Origin of the sequence: Vibrio sp. vnigr-6D03 (assembly GCF_002835515.1) — a bacterium.
In the GTDB taxonomy this organism is placed as follows: domain Bacteria; phylum Pseudomonadota; class Gammaproteobacteria; order Enterobacterales; family Vibrionaceae; genus Vibrio; species Vibrio penaeicida.
This window is the reverse complement of record NZ_PIZL01000018.1, coordinates 154,418-175,505: the sequence shown is the minus strand read 5'-3', so window position 1 is coordinate 175,505 and position 21,088 is coordinate 154,418. Positions and strand designations below refer to the sequence as shown.

Here is a 21,088-nt window from a genome sequence, read left to right as displayed (position 1 = left end):
TGTGTGGATGTAGGTCACCTGGGTATATACTCAAACCACCTCAAAGTGCAGGATTCAGAGCTCCATCTTCTGTGTCAGTTCAAGGAAAAGAACGCAGTGGAATGACGAGTCCTTTCCAAGTTCTTTGACGATGAAATGGGACAGAAGATGAGCTCCCAAGGGCGAGTTTGCTTGGTTTTCATGCTGCGTTACCAATTCTTGATTTAGAACCACTAGATCTGCAAATTGGTGCCTTGCCTGAAAACCAAGCCCTCAATCTATAGATAAGAAGCTGCTGAACCTAGCATCTTGAGGTGGTTTGAGTATAGAAAGCGCGCTAAATATAGCGCGCTTTCTATTTGCCGGCGCCTTCTAAAGTGACGCAAGCACTTTGGAAGAATCTGCAATTTTTTGCTTGTTTGCACCATTGATTTCACTGATAAATTTGTGCTCATCAAATATCACGTCGCCCTTGCCATATAAGCTTTGTCTGAAAGTGTTAGCTTGGCTAAGGATAGCGTCGTTGAGTTGGATGGTTTCCGCCCAATCCCTAAACAATCTATCGAACAAAATGCCATCTTTGTTTTTTACTGCTTGAATCAGCTGCTCTGTAGAATTGTCTGATTTCACGTTGATAGGTTTAGATGGCGCATCTTTTGGATTGCGTTTAACGTTCCATAAAAGCGCTAACGTGGCTAACCAAAGCAGAGCGAAGAAAGCCGTTAGATATGGCCAGAAGCCGCTGTCAGTAACAGTGATGGTTTGTTGTGGTAAACCTGGCTGTACGACTGGAATAGAATCACTGACTTCGCCTTCTTCTACTGTGACAGACATATGGCTGGCGGTTGATGTTTGCTCTCGACCCGTTTCGCTATTCCACCATCGAACACTTACCGCAGGCAATTCGAATTGTCCCGTCTCCTTTGCGATCAACACCTGCTTAACGGTCATTATAATGTCGCCATTATTGCCTTGGGAGAACTGAGGCGCTTCATCGTACACACGAATTTGTGCTGGATAGGTCACCTTTAAGTTTGGCATTTGTTGCTGGCTCAAATTCTTTGCTCGGATCACTAATGTTCGTTGTATAGGAGAACCTACTTTTGTGGTGAAGGCATCAGAAGTAATGCGATTACCTTCTTCATCTTGCCAAAGCTGATCCACCATCAACGATGGTGTAGGGAGCCACGCACCTTGATACGTGGAAGGCTTCGCTTTCACCGTTAAGGTGATGGCAGGGGCGCTTTTATCAAGTTGAATGAGCCGAGTACCGCTGCTTCTTGTCCCTGAGCTTTCAATTAGTGCCCCTTTTAGGCGAGGAGGGTGCAGCGTTAATGTACCTGCACGCTCAGGGATGACATAGAACGACTGATCGACAACAGTCGCTTCCACACCATCGACAACCGATTGGTATTGGTTACTTTCACCAATCGGTTCGATGGTTAATCCTTCACCAAAGGCTGACTCAATGTTGGTATTCTGCAAGCGACGAAGATCCGCTTTGATGATCAATCTTGCATGAAGCGTTGTACGTTCGCCTTCATACAAATCGCTTTTTTCAATATTGGCGGCGAGCTGAATGACATCGTCTTGGGTACGCGCATTTCTGTCGTTAGTCACTTGAATGGCTATTGGCGCTGTTTTTGCACCGTCTATATCGAAACTTGGGATTTTCAAAATGCCCGTTTGGGTTGCGGCTAGTGCAACGGTCCACTCACTACTAACGGTCGTTTTTCCATTAACCGAATTGGTGTACGACCCAAAACTAGGTCGGCCCATATAAAAGGCAGGCTGCAATATAGAAAAGTCGACTTTGCTATTCGATACACGCTTATTGATTGAGACTTTGAGTTGGAATACTTCATCTTTGGCGACGCTGGTTCGGCTCACTGTTGCCGTTGCAACGGCATCGTTTGCAAATGCAGTTGGTGTTGCAAGAGCCAGTAAGACAGTGAAGGAGAAAAACCACCGTACGGATGATAAGAAGTTACGAATTACCATGATTGTTCAGACCTTTGAGAAGCAGGGTTTTGTCTTTCTTGTAAAATCATTTGTGCTCTAAGCAGACGGCTTGCATCCGCTTGTTGTTGGATTTGTTCCAATTGCCTAATTTGAGGATCGACCTCTTGGGTACTGCCTTGGGTTTGAGAGCTAGTGGCAATTTGGTTTGAAGTATCTTCCTCAGAATCATCGTCAGACTCACGCTCAGAACTTGCTGGTTGAGGTGATGACTCATTTTCGTCCTCTTTTTCTGAATCTTGCTTTCCTTCAGAACCTTGTTTTCTATCAGCGTCTGGTTTTCTGTCAGAGTCTGGTTTCCCTTCAGAACCATTGAAGTCGTCGGACCCCTTTTTATCCTGAGATTCACTTTGCTCGACTGTTTGGCTAGCATCGTCTGAATTTTCTGACGACTCCTTAGATTGTTGAGGTTGCGACTGTTCGCCGTTTTGTTGTTGCTGTCCTTGCTGGTTTTGTTGATCCTGCGAGTTTTGAGCGTCAGCGCTATCCTCTTGAGAAGAGGCGTTTTGCTCGTCCTGTTGTTCTTGATTCGAATCGCTTTGAGAATTCTGCTGTTGCTGTTGCTGTTGCTGTTGCTGCTTCAGCGCTTCTTCAACAATGCTTAAATTTCGTTTTGCATCTTCGAAGTTTGGGTTCTTTTCCAAAATAGATTCATACAAGTCTCGTGCTTTCTCAAGCTCACCTTTTTGCGCCAATGCGTTGGCTAAGTTGTATTGAGCGCCTTCCGTTTGAATACCTTCAAGGCTTTCGATCGCTTTATCGTATTGTTTTGCTTCATACCAAGCTGCTCCCGCCCACTCCTTCGATTCAAAGAGTTCTGCGGCCTTTTCAAAGTCTTGGCTTTGGTAGGCTTGGAATCCTGCTTGATCGTCTGTTTGGAATGGAGAGGCAAGCGCAGGTTTAGGCATCGGAAAAACGAGCAGAACAATCGCAAATACAAACCCTTTGCGGAACAAACCAAGAGCTGCGATGACCAGAGCGGGCAACAACCAATAACCGTGATTAATTCGGTCACTGACTTCTTGACTGTCGCTGTCAGAAGAAGTGGATGGCGTAATCGAAAGCGCTGCAATGGCTTCTACATCTTTACCATCACCACGTAGTGGAGAGAAAACCCCGCCAGAGTGACGAGCCACTAGATTGAAGCCGTCAAATTCGGTTTTGGCAATCACCGTGTTTCCACTTGGAGATTTCAGCAATTCACCTTCTGGGAGCAAGATAGGCGCACCTTGTTCAGTGCCAATAGCAACGGTAGACATTCGCCAGCTTCTCCCAAGTAACTTTGTGACGCTTCCCGCTTGTGACTTAGTCAGTTCATCGGCCAGCAATATGATGTCGCCTTTTTGGTGCCCAGCATCGCTCATTAGCTTTATCGCCAATTCAACAGCGGCTACTACGTTGCTGCCTTGATGCGGCATTATTTCGGGCTTTAGATCAGGGATAAGGCTCGCGAGTGTTTGGCTGTCTGTTGTTAATGGGCTAATGGTATAGGCACCTCCGGCAAAGACGACCAAACCAGTGCTGCCTTCTTTCCATTCAGGGAGGAGATCGAGCGCTTTATATTTAAGTTGCTGTAATCGATTGGGTTTGATGTCGTTGGCGTATAAAGAGCGCGACATGTCCAAAACCAATACGCGAGCATGGCTGACATTGAATGCCGGACGAGTCTGTTTTTCGAAGCTAGGGCCGGCAAGGGCAATACAACTGATGCACCAAAACGCAAACCAGAAATGGTGGATGTAACGTGCACGATTTTGTGTAATGCCCATGGCTTGAGCAAGATGGCTCGCAATCAATCCTTTAGAGGAACTCCCTCTTTTTATCCAGAAACTCAAAGCAATCGCAGGGAGGATTCCTAAAAGCCAGTAAGGACTCATAAATAGAAAATCAGCCATGATTCCTCCTAAGTGACGCTAGAATCAAAGACAAAAATAGAACGGCTGAAAGCGGTAGCCAGAACCATTCGGACTTAGGACGCCAAGTTTGACTAGCACTTGATACGGGCTCAAGTGCGTTGATAGTGTCGTAAATGGTGGCAAGCTCATCACTGTTTCGGGCGCGGAAGTATTGCCCGCCCGTCATGTCTGCAATCTGAATCAACGTTTTCTCATCCAGATCTTCTGCTGTATTTACCACTCGCTCAAATAGGAAGTCTTTTACCACCATTTCGCCTGCACCTACGCCCACGGTATAAATGGTTGCACCGTATTCTTTGGCAATTTTTGTGGCTTCTATTGGGTCTATAATTCCGGCAGTGTTGCTACCGTCGCTAAGCAGTACCATAACCCTTTGTGGGGCGTCACTGTCTATAAACGTTTTAGTTGCAAGGCCAATACCTTCTCCTATCGCAGTACTGGTTCCGATGAGCTTTAGCACTGTGCGATCAAGCTGAGACTTTACCGCTTGTCTGTCGAGAGTCAGTGGGGTTTGCAAGTACGCATGATCGGCGAATAAGACGAGCCCAAGCCGATCCCCTTTTCGTTTAGCCACAAATTCGCCGACCACATTTTTAACCGCAGAGAGACGATCGATGTAGTCGCCATCTTCCAGCATGTCTTCTTTGCTCATGGAGTAGGAGAGATCAACGACAAGCATCATATCTCGATGCTCTGGGTAAAACTCTACGGGCTCGCCAAGCCAAACAGGACGAGCCGTTGCTGTAACAAGTAATAGCCAAATGCCAAGTAGCAGCAGTTTTTGACCACTTCGATTAGGCGTCTCTCCCATCTGCGTATCCGGAATACTCGGTAGCTGAATGGCTTGTGTTTCCTGCGTTTTTGGGGCAAGAAAGTACACAAGCAAAGGAAGTGGAAGCAGTAGAAATGCCCAGAGCCATTCAAAATCGATCATCTTCCCCCCTTACTGTTCGCTGCCGAACGACGAGGTGGAAGGGCGTGGTTAATCCAATATTCAATATCACTTAAGAGCTCAGTTGGTTGAGAAGTGTTATCCGATTGACTGCTGGGCATGTATAGGAGTTCATCCCAAGTGCTGGCTTTGGATAGAAACCGAGGTGCTTTGAGTTGTTGATCTAAAAATGCATACCAATCTCGCCCTGAAAGCGAAGCAATGTGTTCTCTTGGAAAGTAACTCAAAGCGACTTGACGCAATAGCTGCATGCCATCTTTCGCCGATTTAATTTGCTTGAGTTTTTCTTGTGCTATTCGTTTTGCGTGGCGATTCGCTCGATAACGTTTAAAAAGTAACGCCACACCCAACAGGGCTGCAATGATAATAATAGCGACTGCCCACCAGCCCCAAGCGAGAGGCCAAAGCCCAGGCTCTTGAGGCAGTTGAATGGGGGCTAAATTAAGAGATTGAGGGCTGTTTTGCATTCTAACCTCTGTGTAATTGGTTCATCAGGTTATCGCCGGCCGAAATTTGACTAAAATGAATACCTTGTTTCATAAGTCCATTCTTTAACATTTCTGAGCGGGCGCTGAAATCCTGACGAAAACTGTGTTTGGTTTTGGAAGAAGAAAAATCCACCCATCGGCTTTGCTTGCCGTCGCTAACGGCATTTTGCCCCTTGTACCTTGTTTCCCCTTGTTCAAGAGGGTCATAAAACTGAATAGCACGTATACGATTGTGTTGAGCCACTTGGCTAAGTAGGGTGAAGTCTGGTTCTCTAAACGATATAAAATCGCTCAGCAGGATGATCTCACTGCCTTTAGGGCTAAGCCTATGGAGCTCTTGCAGCGATGTAGACCAGTTGATGGAAGCTGGTGGTTGGTTGGGGCTTTGTAACGCATGGTTGTGAGCCTCTATTATGGCTTCAATAACGCTCAATACCCCTTTTGCACGCGCCATAGGCTTAATGTCGACTATCTCGTTCCCAGTCGATATCACGGTGCCGAGCCTATCACCCGCTTGAACCGTTAGCCATCCGATTAGGCTTGCCATATGAGCCGCTTGAACGGATTTAAGCAACAAAGAAGAGCCAAATCGCATTTGGCTACTGAGGTCGATAAGCAAAATAACGGGCTGCTCACGCTCTTCTTCAAACAACTTTGTATGAGCCTTTCCGGTACGAGCGGTGACTCGCCAATCGATGGATCGAATATCGTCCCCAGCTTGGTATTGGCGAACTTCAGAAAAGTTCATTCCACGACCTTTGCTGCGGCTTTGATGGCTTCCACTGAGTTGAGACCACAAGCTTTTCGCGGGAGGTAGCCATTTTGCAGTCTGACTTTTGTAATAAAGCAGCTCTTCAATTGAAAGAAAAGCGCCATTGGTGTAAGGAGGCATGTTGGACATAGTGAACTCTTACGCGCTGCCGACCAGTGAAAGAATGGTTTTGACGGCATGATTAGCGCTGATGCCTTGTGCTTGTGCAGAATAACTTAATAGCATTCTGTGTCTAAGTACTGGATAAGCCATCGCTTGAACATCTTCTGGCGACACAAAGTCACGACCACTAAGCCAAGCGTGAGCACGAGCGGCTCTGTCTAACGCAATAGTGGCGCGCGGGCTCACCCCCATCTCTAGCCACTGAGCAAGTTCATCACTGTATTGACTTGGCTGGCGTGTCGCCATGACTAGGCGAATGATGTATTGCTCTATGGATTCTTCCATATGCAAGCTAAGGGCTTCTTTACGCGCGGCAAAGATATCTCGTTGGCTGATTGTGACTCGTTCTGTTTTCTCGTCGTTCAACGCTTCACCACGGTTTAGGCGAAGGATAGCCAATTCGCTTTCAGCATCTGGGTAATCCACTTCAAGGTGCAGCAGGAAACGATCCAGCTGAGCCTCAGGTAGCGGGTATGTCCCTTCTTGCTCGATTGGATTTTGCGTCGCAATGACTAAAAAGAGTTCCGGTAGCGAATAGGTTTGGCTGCCAGCGGTTACTTGTCCTTCCGCCATGGCTTCGAGCATTGCGGCCTGTACTTTGGCGGGTGCTCGGTTGATTTCGTCGGCAAGAATCAGTGAATGGAAAATGGGACCTTTTTGAAAGGTAAACGACCCATTTTCTGGGCGATAGATATCCGTGCCCGTGAGATCGGCGGGCAGTAAGTCTGGCGTGAACTGAACTCGGTGAAAATCACTTTCAATACAGTCGGCTAAACATTTTACGGCACGCGTTTTTGCCAACCCTGGCGGTCCTTCTACCAAAATGTGACCGTCTGCCAGTAAAGCGACAAGAATTTGCTTTACCAGCTCACTTTGTCCGATGACCTGTGAGTTTAAATGCGTCTGCAATTGTTGAAATAAGTTCACTTGCATGCGTTGAAAGGCTCCAAATTACAATTTAGTCGACAAGTCCGACTCATAAATTCTTAAAAAGTTCAGCAACAAGATATTGGTTCGTTTATAAAAATCAAGACACTGTGTGCAATTTCTTAGAATGCTTACAAGTTATTTGTAATAAAGTCAGTAAAGGTTCTGTATACTCTGCCGATACGTTACAAACTGTTACCTCCTCCGTCTCAAATTGTATTGACAAAATCAAGAGTGCTGGAGACTCCTCCTACCAAAGTTTTTAAAAAGGCAATCGTATGTTCGGTTCTCTGTCTATGAACATTAAACAAAAGATCGTAATTGGCATGGCATTCGCGGTATTGGCTTCCACCAGTATTGTTGGATTTATGGCTCAAAACCAAGCTCGTGATGTATTGGAGCATCGCTTGGTTGAAATTGAACTTCCTTCCATGCTTAATCTCGTCAGCTCTGAAGTCGATCAAGAAGTGACTCAGCTTCTTTCTGCTGCGGAGCAAATTGCAAACAACACGTTTATTCAACAAGCTGTTAGCTCTACAGAGCGCGATCCAGCTACGGAAAAAATGTTGGTTGACCAACTGAATAATGTTCGCAACCAATATAAGTTGAATGATGCGTCAGTTGCCAATCGTGACACCGCTTACTATTGGAATCAGAATGGCTTTTTGCGCCAGCTAAATCGTCAGCAAGATGGTTGGTTTTTTGGTTTCACTTCATCAGGTCAAGAAACCATGGTGAGTGTATTTACCGAATCGACAGGCGAAGTGAAAATGTTCGCCAACTATCAGATTGTATCTGGTAAGACGATGTCTGGTCTCTCTAAATCTTTAAACGATATGGTTTCTCTATTGAACAGTTTTCAGATAGAGCAATCGGGTTTTGTCTTTTTAACAGATTCGTCGGGAAAGGTTCAGATTCATAAGCAATCTTCAAAATCGGATTCTGATCTCGCGGGTATCTATGGTTCAGAAGCTTCAAAGCTTTTAAATAAATCGGGTTATAACATCGTTCGTGCTCAATATGACGGCAAAGATGTATTTGTTGTAAGCCAATATGTGGCTTCGATGGATTGGTTTATTGTGGCGCAAGTGCCAGTCGAAGAGGTGTTTGCAGAACTAGATTCTACCGCGCAAAAAATGATGTTGACTACGCTAATTGTTGCTTTGATTTTTGTTGTATTGAGCCTGATTCTTGCGAGCAGTATTACCAAACCTATTAACGTGATTGCGGAGCGTTTCCGCCAGCTAGGTGAAGGCGACGGTAACTTAGCGCAGCGCATAGAAATTAATGGGAATGATGAGATTGCAAAACTCTCTCAGGGCTTTAATGGCTTTATCGAGAAGATCCATAACTCCGTCAAAGAGGTTGCAGCAACCAGTAATGCTTTGCAGATTGCTGCGGAAGGTGTGGCTGAGAAGTCTCATATTACGCATGACAACAGTCAAAATCAGCGTGACCAGACCATTCAAGTGGTGACTGCTATCAACCAAATGGGTGCAACGATCAGTGAAATTGCTTCCAATGCGGCAACCGCTGCGGAGACGGCAAGTGGCGCAGAATCTAATACGGAAGATGGTCGTGGTGTTGTATTCCGTGCCAAAGATGCGATTAGCCGATTGGCTTCGGATATCGACCATATTGGCGGTGTTGTACAGAAGCTGGCTGGAACCACACAAGACATTGGCTCCATACTGGATGTTATTCGCGATATATCGGAGCAAACCAACTTGTTGGCGTTAAATGCAGCCATTGAAGCGGCGCGAGCAGGGGAGCAAGGACGTGGTTTTGCCGTCGTTGCTGATGAAGTGCGAAACCTTGCAAGTCGTACCGCAGATTCGACAGAAGAAATTCAGAAAATGATTAATCAACTTCAAGCGGATGCTCAAGATGCGGTTTCTGCTATGGAAGCTGGTCAAGAAGTGACGATGGAAGGGGTTGAATCGACCGATCAAGCTGTGGAAGTGCTTGGGCGCATTTCAGAGAGCATCAGCGATATTTCTGACCGTAATACCCAGGTGGCAACAGCAACTGAAGAGCAGTCGACGGTGGTTCATACCATTAATGAAAACATTGAAGAGATCAATGCGATTAATGAGCTAACTACAGGCACGGCACAAGAGCTTGCAGATGCGAGCGCAGAGCTTCAGTCGCTATCTAAACGTTTGGATGCAATGGTGAGCAACTTTAAGCTCTAAGGGCTGAGCTTTCATTTCTGCTGGAATCCATGGTGATGAATAGTTAGAATTTAGGAAATTATTTTTAAGGTAGTACGTTATGAGTGATTTCGAAAAAGATCTTGCCGCAATGACTGAAGAAGTCGTCAGTGAGCCTGAAGTAAAACTTCCTTCTTTGGAAGAGCAACGAGAAATTGTCGCTAAATTAAAAGAACTTGAAGCGGAAGGGAAACTGACTCCAGAAATCATGGAAGAGTACTTCGGCAAGTTTTCTGAGAAAGGGACTAAGCCCGTTCATTAGAAATGCCTCTAACGTGAAAACATAGAGTATAAAAGCGCCTATTCAGGCGCTTTTTTTATACCCAAATAACCTCATCTTTGAGATCTCTGAGTCCTGCATCTTGAGGTATTTGGTTATAGCAAGTTTTTTTGGGATCAGGTCATATCATCGATGCATGATTTTATTGCTTTGAGACTTCTCCAATATATAACAGTACGATCGACCATTTATTTGAACCGAGTTCACCAATGTGAACCTGAGTTTTGCATGTTCACTCAATTTTCTATTAATTGATATTAAAATCAATACCAATATAACCCGTAAAATGGATAATGTTATTATAAATAGGCAAGACAGCATTCTAAATAATAAAGCTTTAAGTAATGTTTAGAATTAAATATATTCAAGGGTTAGTGATTCTGGTCACTTTATTAATGGGTTCTTCATTCGATAAAATTATTCGAACAGAATTCGAAATATAGAATAAAAGACATTTCTCAAAAATGAGACTGTAGTTTAATCAATGGTTTAGATGCCATGTTTATACGCATTTTGTTGTATTTGAAGTGCGTGCCTTGACATTACCGTTTATATTTATAACGTATACAGCTCAACTTGGTTGGCAAAATAATTAAAAGGAACACTGTGGTGTTTACTCTAATAACAAATAACACAATGCAATCACAGCTACTTCAGCGGTCTTTAGAAGAAAAATTACACATATATGTGAGGGTTTTACAGCTTGATTCGATATTAGAAGGTCGAGAGTTAGGTTTATCTATCGAGACAGATAATTTTGTTGTTATTGACATGAGTGCTATTAATTCTGGGTTTTTACCAAAGTATTCGCAGTACAAAAATCGCTACTTTCCGCAAAGCCAAGAGGTTTTACTGAATTGTGAGAAAGACATCGATTCAAGAAAACTGTTGGATTGGACGAGTTTGGTGGGCGTGTTCTATTTGGATGATGATATTGATACGCTATCAAAGGGCATGAATGCTATTCAAAACGGCGAGATGTGGTTAAGCCGTAAGTTGGCTCAAGAATACATCATGTATTATCGACAGCGCCAAAAGAGCACCACTAATGCGCTTTATTCAAAGCTGACTCGCCGTGAGCAACAGATCATTCGACATTTGGCTAAGGGTGCAACGAACACAGAGATCGCAGACAAACTGTTTGTTAGCGAAAATACGGTCAAAACACATTTGCATAACTTATTTAAGAAAATCCATGCAAAAAATCGTCTTCAAGCCTTGATTTGGGCAAAAGAAAACATCAGCCAAGAAGAACTCGTTTAACGGCTTTGCTCCTCCCACAAAAAATTGGGCTATGATTACAATATGGTTTTCCTTAGTACTTTAGCTTGAGCGCTATAGCCCAAATAAAAGCAGACTAAAGATGGTGCTTAGGAAAAGAGTGGATTTATGGGGAGCACAGGAATGGCTGACAAAGAGCATAAAACAAATATTCATGATAACGCTCTCGATCGAAATAAAGATGTGAATTGGATGGATAGAATTGAATCATTGATTTTGCGTCTTGAGCAATCTAACCAAACGCTTCATGAGGAAGTGTATAACCGGATAAAGTGGTCTGATACTTCGAGTTAGTCGTAACGCCACAGCCAACAGCCCATCTTGCATTGTAACAACTACGGCTTCCAAGTCCCCCTAGAAGCCATATTGTTTTAAACACCTTTCTCTTTGTACAAACGCTGGCATGCGCTCCCATCTTTGTGGAACAAGTGGCATCGATGAGTGGGAATTCCGATAGTAAACGGCTGGTTGGGTTCTACCTCAATCGTATCTGGTGCCCTGTAAATGACTTGCGTGTCTGAGTCATTCAAGCTTAGGTAAATTTGCGTTTCATTGCCTAGTTTTTCAACCGCTTGAACCGTCCCATTTATAATATGGTCTGATGCCGAATGTTCAACAAGGTGTTCTGGTCTTATGCCTAATGCCATTTTTTCGCCAGAGCTCACCGTGGACCCATCGACTTGAATCCAAAATGCTTGATTGCCCTCTGTTTGAACCAAAACTTGATCTGATTCGACCTTTTCTATTTTTACATCAATAAAGTTCATCTTTGGTGAACCGATGAATCCAGCGACAAATTGATTTTTAGGGTAATGGTAAAGCTCTAAAGGTTTTCCTATCTGAGAAACACAACCGGCATCCAAAACCACAATTTTATCTGCCATTGTCATGGCTTCAACTTGATCGTGGGTTACGTAGATCATTGTGCAGCCAAGTTGGCGTTGCAATTTAGTTATCTCACTGCGCATTTGGACTCTTAACGCAGCATCCAGATTCGAAAGTGGTTCATCTAACAGAAAAACGTCTGGCTGCGAAACCAATGTACGCCCGATAGCAACACGTTGACGTTGACCGCCAGACAAAGCTTTAGGTTGGCGTTGGAGTAATGGCGTTAATTGCAAAATGTCGGCGGCTTCAGTGACTCGCTTCTTTATTTCGTTTTTATTGGCTTTAGCCAATTTGAGACCAAACGACATGTTGTCGAACAAATTGAGGTGAGGGTAGAGAGCATAAGATTGAAAGACCATGCCCACTCCTCGCTTGGATGGCTCAATATCGTTCATTCTTGTTTCACCAATGTAGAGATCGCCTGATGTAATATCTTCAAGCCCCGCGATACATCGAAGTAGAGTCGACTTTCCACAGCCTGAAGGTCCTACGAATACGACAAACTCTCCTTGCTCGACTTCTAAGTCGATGTTTTTTGAGATAAGTGTGTCGCCATAAGCTTTTGACACGTTTTTAAGCGTAACACTCGCCATATCGCTTTCCTTAGATTAACCTTTTGAGCTATAAAGATTTTTCGAGATTAGAGGGCTTTTAAAATATCAAAGACCTTCAGAAGCCTCAAAAATAATTGTGCTTTATAATGACCGATTGCAAAACAAAATGGGTCATCCTAAGTAAGTGAGGTACAGGGGGAGTAGTTAAGGAGGAGGCCTTGAGTACAATCAACAAACCCTAATGTGATTAGAAATTAGTGGGCGAGGTGGAAGTCACAAAATCGTCATATTTTGTGATCTGGAGTTATTGATAAATACAATGACGGTCACGAAACGCTAGTGTCTATGGGAAGGCGTAGCATTTAGGATGATGATGTTTCCCTGTCGTTCTAGCATCATTATCTACGTATCTCTACATATTAAAAAGGATAACAATATGAATGCTCCAGTACGTGCATTTGCGCTTTGCACCCTAGCGTCTCTTGGATCTTTCGCTGCAAGTGCAGCCATTGAAGAAGGGCAATTAACGATTTGGATTAATGGTGATAAGGGCTACAACGGTTTAGCCGAAGTGGGCAAACAGTTTGAAGAGGATACTGGTATCAAGGTGACGGTAGCGCACCCAGATTCTTTACAAGATAAGTTTCCACAAACCGCATCTACTGGAGATGGACCCGATATTGTCTTTTGGGCACATGACCGTTTTGGTGGCTACGCAGAATCGGGTTTATTAGTTGAAGTGAACCCTTCCAAGGAAATCAAAGAAGGTATTGTCGATTTTGCATGGGACGCAGTGACCTATAAAGGCAAATTCATTGGTTACCCCGTCGCTGTTGAATCTTTATCTCTGATTTACAACAAAGACTTAGTGCCAAACCCTCCGCAAAACTGGGAAGAGATGGAAGCACTCAATGCAAAACTAAAGAAAGACGGAAAATCAGCCATTATGTGGAACCTAAAAGAACCGTATTTCACATGGCCACTCATGGCGGCGGATGGTGGTTATGCATTTAAGAGTAAAGTAGGTGGCTACGACGTAAAAGACGCTGGCATCAATAAAGAAGGTGTCGCGGCTGCAATGAATTTCGTTAAATCACTGGCTGATAAAGGTGTAATTTCTCCAGATATGGATTATTCGGTGTCGGAGTCTGAGTTCAACAAAGGCAACGTTGCGATGACAATTAATGGACCTTGGGCTTGGGGAAATATAGAGAAATCGGGCATTAATTACGGGGTAGCGACACTACCGAAGTTCAATGGGCAGCCATCCAAGCCGTTTGTCGGTGTATTAACCGCAGGCATTAGTACGGCTTCTCCAAACAAGGATTTGGCGGTTGAGTTTATTGAAAGCTACTTACTGACAAACGAAGGCTTACGCACCATCAATAACGATAAACCTTTAGGTGCCGTCGCGTTAAACACTTTTCAACAAGAGATTGCGAAAGACAAGCGCATAGCAGCGACGATGATCAATGCGCAAAACGGGGAAGTGATGCCTAATATTCCTCAAATGAATGCTTTCTGGAGCTCGGCAAAAAATGCCGTCATTAACATTGTCGATGGTCGTCAGGGTGTAGAAGCCGCGTTAAACGACGCTGAAAAGCAAATGACTAAGTAACCAGACAGATTACTCTAAATCTCAGGTTACTTTTTGTTTATTGCGAGCCCTTGAGCTTATAGCGCCACTGCACCTATTCAGTGGCGCGAATTAATTTTTCTTTGCTGCATTGCGAGTCTTTATATGCCGTCATTTTCTAATACTGAATCGTTAAGCGAAACGGTATCCTCACCTTCATTCTCAGCACGATTTATCATCAAATGGTTGGTGCTGGGAGGGATTTCTTTGGTTAACGGTTACGCTAGTATTCTAATGTATGCTCAAGGTGAGTTTGCTTTTGCGATACTCACAGTTGTGTTAACCGCGCTTGCCGTTGCAATCTTTGGTAGCAAGAAAACCTACGCGCATCGATATATCTACCCAGGTATTGCGGGGATGATTTTGTTTGTCGTGTTTCCTTTGGTTTATACCGTCGGCTTAGCATTGACGAATTACAGTGCGAAGAACCAACTTTCATTCGAACGAGCTCAATCTGTCCTGCTTGGTCAAACTTTTCAAAGTGGAGAGAACTACCCATTTCAACTGAATAGCTCTGAGGATGGTTTCCGGATATTTGTTAATCAGTCGGGGAAGTGGGCGGCATCACCAGTCATTGAATTTGACAACATAACATCGACTGCAATCCCAATGTTTTCTGTTGCTAACCCCACAGGCAACAAAGAAAAAATGAAAACAGTTATAAAGCACCGTAAGACACTCTCTACACTCACTCTCGCACTGCCAAACGGTGACGAAGTGACAATGAACGGTTTGAGGAAGTTTGGTTCGGTACAGGCTAAGTATCATCTGCTAGAAGACAGGCGAACACTGGTTAATCAAGAAACCCAACAAATATTTAAGCCCAATGACGATATTGGCCACTATCAAGCGTTTTCAAACGGTAAATTTCAGGGCGACCCTATTTCTCCGGGATATGTGGTTAACATAGGAACCGACAACTTTGAACGTGTTTGGAAAGATGAGGGAATCAAAGAGCCGTTTATCAATATCTTCATTTGGACGATAGTGTTCTCGGTTTGTACGGTTGTGTTCACCCTGTCTATAGGCTTGATATTAGCGAGCGTTGTTCAGTGGGAGGCATTAAAAGGGAGAGCCGTTTATAGAGTTATGCTGATCCTCCCCTATGCGGTTCCGTCTTTCATTTCTATCCTCATCTTTAAAGGGTTATTTAACCAAAGCTTCGGTGAAATCAACATGGTGTTGAATGCAATTTTTGGGATCAGCCCGACTTGGTTTTCTGATCCTATTTTAGCCAAAACTATGGTGCTAGTTGTAAACACATGGTTGGGTTTCCCGTATATGATGATTTTATGCATGGGGCTATTAAAAGCGATTCCGAATGATTTGTATGAGGCATCTGCCATTGATGGCGCTGGTCCTATAAAAAACTTTCTCCACATAACGTTGCCGCTGATGATGCGACCACTAACACCATTACTCATTGCGACGTTTGCTTTCAACTTTAATAACTTCGTTATGATCATGCTACTCACAGAAGGGGGACCAAACCGCATTGGAACATCGGAACCCGCTGGTTATACCGACTTGCTAGTGAGCTATACCTATCGAATCGCATTTGAAGGCTCTGGGGGACAAGACTTTGGTCTTGCTAGTGCAATAGCAACGCTGATTTTCTTATTAGTGGGTGGGCTGGCTCTGCTTAATCTTAAATTTACCAAACTGTCTGAGCGTTAGGAGTAGATTTATGCCAATGGTACAAGGACAATCGCTGAAATACAGAGTTTGGGCAACGCATATTGCGCTTTGGTTTTTTCTGGCGCTGATTTTATTTCCATTAGTTATGGTCATTGCGATCTCTTTACGAGAAGGCAATTTTGCAACGGGGGAAATAATTCCTTCAAGCCCATCTCTAGAGCATTGGAAGTTGGCGCTTGGGTTTACCGTTACTCACGCTGATGGCTCTGTGACACCACCTCCATTTCCCGTTTTGTTGTGGCTATGGAATTCAGTGAAGGTGGCCGCAATCAGTTCTGTGCTTATTGTGGCATTGTCGACAACATCTGCCTATGCGTTTGCCAGGTTACAATTTGGTGGGAAAACAACCCTATTGAAAGCAATGATGATCTTTCAGATGTTTCCTGCTGTACTGGCTCTGGTGGCATTGTATGCCTTATTTGATAGGTTAGGGCAGTACATTCCATTTGTGGGTCTAAATACGCATGGTGGGCTAATATTTTCCTATCTGGGTGGTATTACCTTGCATGTTTGGACGATTAAAGGCTACTTCGAAACAATTGACTCATCACTGGAAGAAGCGGCAGCACTGGATGGCGCAACACCATGGCAAGCTTTTAGGTTGGTTTTACTGCCGCTTTCTGTGCCCATTCTCGCCGTTGTATTTATTTTGGCATTCATAGCGGCAATTACAGAAGTTCCTGTCGCATCCTTGCTACTTTCCGATGTTGAGACCTATACTTTAGCTGTTGGTATGCAACAATACTTATACCCGCAAAATTATCTATGGGGAGATTTCGCTGCTGCGGCGGTTTTATCTGCTATTCCGATAACTATCGTGTTCTTACTGGCGCAAAGATGGCTTATTGGAGGATTGACAGCGGGGGGAGTTAAAGGATAATAGGAGTTCGTGAATTATTCACGAATATAATAATCTGTGTACTATCAACGTATTGGTTTGGCCGCTGATCAGTTGATTTAAGTGCGCTGCAAATTACTTGGTTACGCATAGCTGGCTGTTAGCTGAGTTCCTTACGTATTTGTCTAACAGTTTTTGTAACGATAGCCCGAGCTCTGAGCTTGGGCTTTTTATTGCAAAACTTTATATAGCACAGCACAAGAAAACAGAAAAAGCGCTCAAACTTCTTCTCGTGGCTTTATGAAAATATTTATAAATCCACCTTGTGTTCTATATTTCATAGTAAGTATCTCTCATTAATTAGGAATAATGAGAGATTGATTCAATATAACAGGATTTGTTTGTGTGCAAAGCCGATTCGAAAGTTAATAACTAAGTTATCAGAAAAATTGCGGGGCAGTTCAATCTAATTAATGAGAAAATTGTAAATTTAATTTGTGTGTAGTGATTATCAATAACGTTTTAGGTAGTTCAAAGCGCTTTGCCATACAAATATTCACGATTGGAAGGTGCCCACCCAAGGTGCCGCATTAGTACGTAGATGCTCTCCTGATCAAGGGCTACTCGTCTAAATAAATCCGCAAAAACATCGTCTCCTCCAAAACAAGTCTGGATGTAGTGATTGATTTCAAAGGGCTGATAACCTTCAGCGTAAAGTGTTCGAACCCATTGGTACTCAACAGATTTCAAATCTTTGATTGTTTGTTCACTTAATTTAATCATTGCTCAATTTACTATGCGCCAAACCGAATGATGATAGTGGAGAGCATTAGAACAAATAAAGATGAAACATTGATGACAGGATCTTCAGTGAGAAAAGAATACGACGGAGGAGTCGCCTTTTCTAAGTTGTTTGAAGATAAAATAGACCAGAAGAAAAGGTCCTAAGAGCGAGTTTGAATAAGCTCAGTCTTGAGCTTATTTGGATAAACTGAAATTTGGACCATTTTCACATTAAAATAGCTAAAAACTCGCTTGCACGAGATGGCTATTTTGAATGTGAGCTGAAAATGAAAATGCTATTTGTCCTTAACGTGTGCTTCCATCTCCGCACCAATTTGCTTCCTCATATCCATTAGCCGAATAGCAGATTCGCGAAGCTCAATATCTTTCACGTCAGTAGGTATCCATTCAGGTACTTGAGTAGGTTGACCATTTTCATCCACAGCGACCATAATGACAATACAGTGCGTGGTAAGTATCTTGGAGGCGGATTTGGGGTCACCAGCCTGCACATCTAGAGCAATGTGCATTGAGCTACGACCTGTGTATATAACCTTAGCTGTGACTTCGACAAGGTTTCCTACGCGAATTGGCGCAACAAATCGTATACCACCCGCATAAGCGGTAATACAATACTTTCCACTCCACCCAGCCGCACACGCATATGCTGCCAAATCAATCCACTTCATGACGGCGCCACCATGAACTTTTCCACCAAAGTTGACGTCAGTGGGTTCTGCTAGAAAGCGCAGGGTTATTTCTCGTTGGCTGTTGCTCATAATTTCCAGTCGTAATGCTTAAAACTTAAGTGTAGTTCATGAGGCTAGCGCTGGTCTGTGATGCCAATAACTCTGAGGAAAATTAAATTCAATAAAAACGAAATATATCAACAATAAATTTCATATACCTATAGGTATATCATTAAATTTGCGTGGGACCTCAAATATTAGCGATGTTTTAATATTAGTGCATTCATGGAATATCGTACCGTCTCTACATGAGACGAAATACTAGTACTTTTTGGCTGGGGTTTCAAAAATGCACTAATATTCTAATACTAGAATTAGTAAGGTATTAGAAAGTGCAGGCAAATAGTCGAGTTTTATAAATACAACAAGATTCTTAGCGGGTATCTACCGTCTCAATAGTAAGAAAGCAGTTATAAAGCGTTATATATAGAATGGATTTTTTTGCAAAGTCACTTGTCGATTGTATACTCTCAAGTTTCTGCTTACTTTATTAAGTCGGTTGACTAGATAAGAATGATGCTGGAAAACAATGAGTACGGAGATACTCCTACAGAAAAGGCATTAACATAGACTGATGGGAAACTGGTATTAGTATGGATAACACAAGTAATAAAGCTAATATAATATTCATTACCAACAAGAACATTCAAAGTAACTATTTCAAAAGTTATGTTGAATCACACGTCCCATTATTGGTGACAGTAGTAGATTATGAAGGCTTGGAAAGCGAACTGCTCATGGGAGAGGAGTTTATCGCACTTGTGGATTTGAGTGTTAAGGATAACATTGATTGGGTCGCTTCGGCGTTGGCTAAATCAGAGGGGCTTACGGCTGTCGTTTTGCTTAATAGTGAGCAAGATGTTGAATTTAAAGAGTTAGTTAAATGGAAAAAGCTTCATGGGTGTTTTGGAGCAAGGGATGATCTTGAAAGTGTATGCAATGGGTTGCTTTCAATTTCCCAAGGTGAAAATTGGTTACCTCGTAAAGTAATCAATCAGCTATTGAGCTTTTATCAAAAAAATGACTCAAGCTACATGGAAGATGAGGCCATTCAAGTCGATTTGACCCGTAGAGAAATAGAAATCCTCGAAACGTTAAAAACAGGGGAATCCAATATAGAAATTGCGGATAAGTTATTCATAAGTGAGCATACTATCAAATCTCATTTATATAATATTTTTAAAAAAATAGAAGTTAAAAATCGTCTTCAGGCAATGGCTTGGGCGAAAAAACACCTATAATTTTATTGGTACTGTAGTCGGGTGATGTTTGGGCACTAAATTAGGATGAAATGAAGTACTACTTTTGGTGCCTGACAAAATCATTCTTTTAACCACTTAAATAATTTCAATTTTTCGATAAATTATCTACCGAATTAACAATCATAATAACTAGTCGCGTAGCTCTTTTAGGCTTTTACGATTACACTTACCAAACAAAGCATAATTATCTGTGTTGTCACGTTGGTTAAGTCGTATTTCGTATGGAAAAGAGGTGCGCAAATTCTGTGTACTTTAAATCAACACAACTAGCGGTCAGATATGGATATGGAAAAAAAGGGCTTGATCCGCTCTTATGAAACTGAATTTGCATTTTTATTTCGTTTAGCCGACATCGGAATTATTGGTGGGTCGCTTTTTGTATTAACCCTCTTATATGTCGGTGAATTCAATCGCGACTACAACTTGATCGGTGTTATCGCAATTATTTCCTACCTCTTGGGTGCCGAAAGCGCCAACCTATATCGCTCATGGCGAACTAACACATTACGAGAGCAGTGCCAACTTACGTTACTCCCATGGTTTGTTGCTACGGTTATTCTTCTTGCTCTTGGCTATTTCACTAAAACAGGCGTAGATTTTTCACGTGTTGTTATTGGTGCATGGTTTGTCGTTGCTCCTATTTTGTTAATGCTTTGGCGTTGTATTTACCGATTCGTGTTGTTGAACCTACGCAAACAAGGTTTCAATACACGTCGAGCGGTCATTATCGGCTTTACTGAGCATGGTCTTAAGCTCGCGCGTGAAATTGAACGTAACAACCAACACGGTGTCGTTTTGGATGGTTTCTATGATGAACGTAATGCAGAGCGCTTACAGAAATCGACATCATATAAGATATTGGGCAATGTAGAGAAAGCGTTGGAACGTGCAAAAAATGGCGAGATTGAGCATGTTTATATCGCAATGCCATTACATGCGAACAAACGGATCTCAGACTTTCTTGCTCGTTTTTCTGATACGACTGCCAATACTTATTTAGTACCTGATTTCTTCACGTATAACCTTTTGCATTCCCGATGGCACCACATTGGTGAGGTCCATACTTTAAGTGTTTTCGATACACCATTTAATGGGTTTTCTTCGTGGATTAAACGTGTCGAAGACATCGTTTTATCTTCTATCATTCTATTGATGATTTCACCTGTATTAGCCGCGGTTGCATTGGGTGTGAAATTTTCCTCTCCTGGACCAGTGTTGTTTAAACAAGATCGGTATGGGTTGGATGGTCGAAAAATCAAAGTGTGGAAATTTCGCTCAATGAAAGTGATGGATAATGGTGCGGTCGTTAAACAGGCGACCAAAAACGATCCACGAGTGACACGCTTCGGTGCGTTTATTCGTCGAACATCTCTTGATGAACTCCCTCAATTTTTCAATGTCCTTCAAGGCTCCATGTCGATTGTAGGACCTCGCCCACATGCTGTCAGCCACAATGAAGAATTTCGTCAAATTGTTGATAGATATATGTTACGCCATAAAGTTAAGCCGGGTATTACAGGTTGGGCACAAGTAAACGGATACCGTGGCGAAACAGATACTATCGATAAAATGGAAAAACGCGTTGAGTTCGATTTGGCCTACATCCAGAACTGGTCATTTGGAATGGATCTAAAAATTGTATTTCTGACTATATTTAAAGGGTTCACTGGCAAAGCGGCTTACTAAAACCG

The 21,088-nt window shown here is 43.0% G+C and carries 18 protein-coding genes; 9 read left to right on the top strand and 9 right to left on the bottom strand.

Features of this window, described 5'->3' with window-relative positions:
- Positions 1–351: 351 nt before the first annotated feature.
- From CW749_RS15200 to CW749_RS15175, 6 genes are read right to left on the bottom strand one after another with little or no spacing between them, the layout of a single operon-like run.
- Positions 352–1,980: a BatD family protein gene (locus CW749_RS15200; protein WP_101113117.1), complete on the bottom strand. Its 1,629-nt coding sequence runs from the start codon at positions 1,978–1,980 to the stop codon at positions 352–354.
- On the bottom strand, positions 1,974–3,893 hold the full coding sequence (locus CW749_RS15195; protein WP_101113116.1) for a VWA domain-containing protein: 1,920 nt from the start codon (positions 3,891–3,893) through the stop codon (positions 1,974–1,976). Before CW749_RS15195 ends, CW749_RS15200 begins: the two co-directional genes overlap by 7 nt.
- On the bottom strand, positions 3,886–4,848 hold the full coding sequence (locus CW749_RS15190; RefSeq protein ID WP_101113115.1) for a VWA domain-containing protein: 963 nt from the start codon (positions 4,846–4,848) through the stop codon (positions 3,886–3,888). Before CW749_RS15190 ends, CW749_RS15195 begins: the two co-directional genes overlap by 8 nt.
- Positions 4,845–5,333, bottom strand: coding sequence for a DUF4381 domain-containing protein (locus CW749_RS15185; protein ID WP_101113114.1), 489 nt, complete (start codon positions 5,331–5,333; stop codon positions 4,845–4,847). The genes CW749_RS15190 and CW749_RS15185 overlap by 4 nt, the downstream gene beginning before the upstream one ends.
- Before the next feature lies 1 nt (position 5,334).
- A complete protein-coding gene (locus CW749_RS15180; protein WP_101113113.1) occupies positions 5,335–6,255 on the bottom strand; it encodes a DUF58 domain-containing protein in 921 nt (306 codons plus the stop codon).
- A gap of 9 nt (positions 6,256–6,264) precedes the next feature.
- Positions 6,265–7,221, bottom strand: coding sequence for a MoxR family ATPase (locus CW749_RS15175; RefSeq protein WP_101113112.1), 957 nt, complete (start codon positions 7,219–7,221; stop codon positions 6,265–6,267).
- 272 nt (positions 7,222–7,493) lie between these two features.
- On the opposite strand from CW749_RS15175, the gene CW749_RS15170 reads away from it, so the two are divergent.
- The 4 genes from CW749_RS15170 (at position 7,494) to CW749_RS28210 (ending at position 11,283) form a co-directional block, all read left to right on the top strand.
- Positions 7,494–9,410 carry a methyl-accepting chemotaxis protein gene (locus tag CW749_RS15170; RefSeq protein ID WP_101113111.1) on the top strand — a complete coding sequence of 639 codons (1,917 nt, stop codon included), beginning with the start codon at positions 7,494–7,496 and terminating at the stop codon, positions 9,408–9,410.
- A gap of 79 nt (positions 9,411–9,489) precedes the next feature.
- Positions 9,490–9,690 carry a chromosome partitioning protein ParA gene (locus CW749_RS15165; protein ID WP_101113110.1) on the top strand — a complete coding sequence of 67 codons (201 nt, stop codon included), beginning with the start codon at positions 9,490–9,492 and terminating at the stop codon, positions 9,688–9,690.
- Positions 9,691–10,317: 627 nt separating this feature from the next.
- Positions 10,318–10,971 carry a LuxR C-terminal-related transcriptional regulator gene (locus tag CW749_RS15160; protein ID WP_343232619.1) on the top strand — a complete coding sequence of 218 codons (654 nt, stop codon included), beginning with the start codon at positions 10,318–10,320 and terminating at the stop codon, positions 10,969–10,971.
- A 141-nt stretch (positions 10,972–11,112) separates the two neighbouring features.
- Positions 11,113–11,283 carry a hypothetical protein gene (locus CW749_RS28210; RefSeq protein WP_180958418.1) on the top strand — a complete coding sequence of 57 codons (171 nt, stop codon included), beginning with the start codon at positions 11,113–11,115 and terminating at the stop codon, positions 11,281–11,283.
- 77 nt (positions 11,284–11,360) lie between these two features.
- Here CW749_RS28210 and malK read toward each other — a convergent pair whose 3' ends face one another.
- On the bottom strand, positions 11,361–12,470 hold the full coding sequence (gene malK, locus CW749_RS15150) for a maltose/maltodextrin ABC transporter ATP-binding protein MalK (protein ID WP_101113107.1): 1,110 nt from the start codon (positions 12,468–12,470) through the stop codon (positions 11,361–11,363).
- Positions 12,471–12,867: 397 nt separating this feature from the next.
- Here malK and malE point away from each other — a divergent pair, with 397 nt between their 5' ends.
- The 3 genes from malE (at position 12,868) to malG (ending at position 16,645) form a co-directional block, all read left to right on the top strand.
- A complete protein-coding gene (malE, locus tag CW749_RS15145) occupies positions 12,868–14,049 on the top strand; it encodes a maltose/maltodextrin ABC transporter substrate-binding protein MalE (RefSeq protein ID WP_101113106.1) in 1,182 nt (393 codons plus the stop codon).
- 123 nt (positions 14,050–14,172) lie between these two features.
- Positions 14,173–15,744 carry a maltose ABC transporter permease MalF gene (gene malF, locus CW749_RS15140; RefSeq protein ID WP_101113105.1) on the top strand — a complete coding sequence of 524 codons (1,572 nt, stop codon included), beginning with the start codon at positions 14,173–14,175 and terminating at the stop codon, positions 15,742–15,744.
- A 10-nt stretch (positions 15,745–15,754) separates the two neighbouring features.
- A complete protein-coding gene (gene malG / locus CW749_RS15135; protein ID WP_101113104.1) occupies positions 15,755–16,645 on the top strand; it encodes a maltose ABC transporter permease MalG in 891 nt (296 codons plus the stop codon).
- Positions 16,646–17,134: 489 nt separating this feature from the next.
- Here malG and CW749_RS15130 read toward each other — a convergent pair whose 3' ends face one another.
- A complete protein-coding gene (locus CW749_RS15130; protein WP_101113103.1) occupies positions 17,135–17,386 on the bottom strand; it encodes a hypothetical protein in 252 nt (83 codons plus the stop codon).
- Positions 17,387–17,682: 296 nt separating this feature from the next.
- Complete coding sequence (locus tag CW749_RS15125) at positions 17,683–18,165, bottom strand: acyl-CoA thioesterase (RefSeq protein ID WP_101113102.1); 483 nt, start codon at positions 18,163–18,165, stop codon at positions 17,683–17,685.
- A 563-nt stretch (positions 18,166–18,728) separates the two neighbouring features.
- Here CW749_RS15125 and CW749_RS15120 point away from each other — a divergent pair.
- Positions 18,729–19,376, top strand: coding sequence for a LuxR C-terminal-related transcriptional regulator (locus CW749_RS15120; RefSeq protein WP_101113101.1), 648 nt, complete (start codon positions 18,729–18,731; stop codon positions 19,374–19,376).
- A gap of 306 nt (positions 19,377–19,682) precedes the next feature.
- A complete protein-coding gene (locus CW749_RS15115; protein ID WP_101113100.1) occupies positions 19,683–21,083 on the top strand; it encodes an undecaprenyl-phosphate glucose phosphotransferase in 1,401 nt (466 codons plus the stop codon).
- Positions 21,084–21,088 lie beyond the last annotated feature (5 nt).

What these genes read in the sequence shown, in the direction of transcription:
- CW749_RS15200 (WP_101113117.1), bottom strand. Translation starts at nt 1,980, where the DNA reads ATGGTAATTCGTAACTTCTTATCATCCGTACGGTGGTTTTTCTCCTTC.
- CW749_RS15195 (WP_101113116.1), bottom strand. Translation starts at nt 3,893, where the DNA reads ATGGCTGATTTTCTATTTATGAGTCCTTACTGGCTTTTAGGAATCCTC.
- CW749_RS15190 (WP_101113115.1), bottom strand. Translation starts at nt 4,848, where the DNA reads ATGATCGATTTTGAATGGCTCTGGGCATTTCTACTGCTTCCACTTCCT.
- CW749_RS15185 (WP_101113114.1), bottom strand. Translation starts at nt 5,333, where the DNA reads ATGCAAAACAGCCCTCAATCTCTTAATTTAGCCCCCATTCAACTGCCT.
- CW749_RS15180 (WP_101113113.1), bottom strand. Translation starts at nt 6,255, where the DNA reads ATGTCCAACATGCCTCCTTACACCAATGGCGCTTTTCTTTCAATTGAA.
- CW749_RS15175 (WP_101113112.1), bottom strand. Translation starts at nt 7,221, where the DNA reads ATGCAAGTGAACTTATTTCAACAATTGCAGACGCATTTAAACTCACAG.
- CW749_RS15170 (WP_101113111.1), top strand. Translation starts at nt 7,494, where the DNA reads ATGTTCGGTTCTCTGTCTATGAACATTAAACAAAAGATCGTAATTGGC.
- CW749_RS15165 (WP_101113110.1), top strand. Translation starts at nt 9,490, where the DNA reads ATGAGTGATTTCGAAAAAGATCTTGCCGCAATGACTGAAGAAGTCGTC.
- CW749_RS28210 (WP_180958418.1), top strand. Translation starts at nt 11,113, where the DNA reads ATGGCTGACAAAGAGCATAAAACAAATATTCATGATAACGCTCTCGAT.
- malK (WP_101113107.1), bottom strand. Translation starts at nt 12,470, where the DNA reads ATGGCGAGTGTTACGCTTAAAAACGTGTCAAAAGCTTATGGCGACACA.
- malE (WP_101113106.1), top strand. Translation starts at nt 12,868, where the DNA reads ATGAATGCTCCAGTACGTGCATTTGCGCTTTGCACCCTAGCGTCTCTT.
- malF (WP_101113105.1), top strand. Translation starts at nt 14,173, where the DNA reads ATGCCGTCATTTTCTAATACTGAATCGTTAAGCGAAACGGTATCCTCA.
- malG (WP_101113104.1), top strand. Translation starts at nt 15,755, where the DNA reads ATGCCAATGGTACAAGGACAATCGCTGAAATACAGAGTTTGGGCAACG.
- CW749_RS15130 (WP_101113103.1), bottom strand. Translation starts at nt 17,386, where the DNA reads ATGATTAAATTAAGTGAACAAACAATCAAAGATTTGAAATCTGTTGAG.
- CW749_RS15125 (WP_101113102.1), bottom strand. Translation starts at nt 18,165, where the DNA reads ATGAGCAACAGCCAACGAGAAATAACCCTGCGCTTTCTAGCAGAACCC.
- CW749_RS15120 (WP_101113101.1), top strand. Translation starts at nt 18,729, where the DNA reads ATGGATAACACAAGTAATAAAGCTAATATAATATTCATTACCAACAAG.
- CW749_RS15115 (WP_101113100.1), top strand. Translation starts at nt 19,683, where the DNA reads ATGGAAAAAAAGGGCTTGATCCGCTCTTATGAAACTGAATTTGCATTT.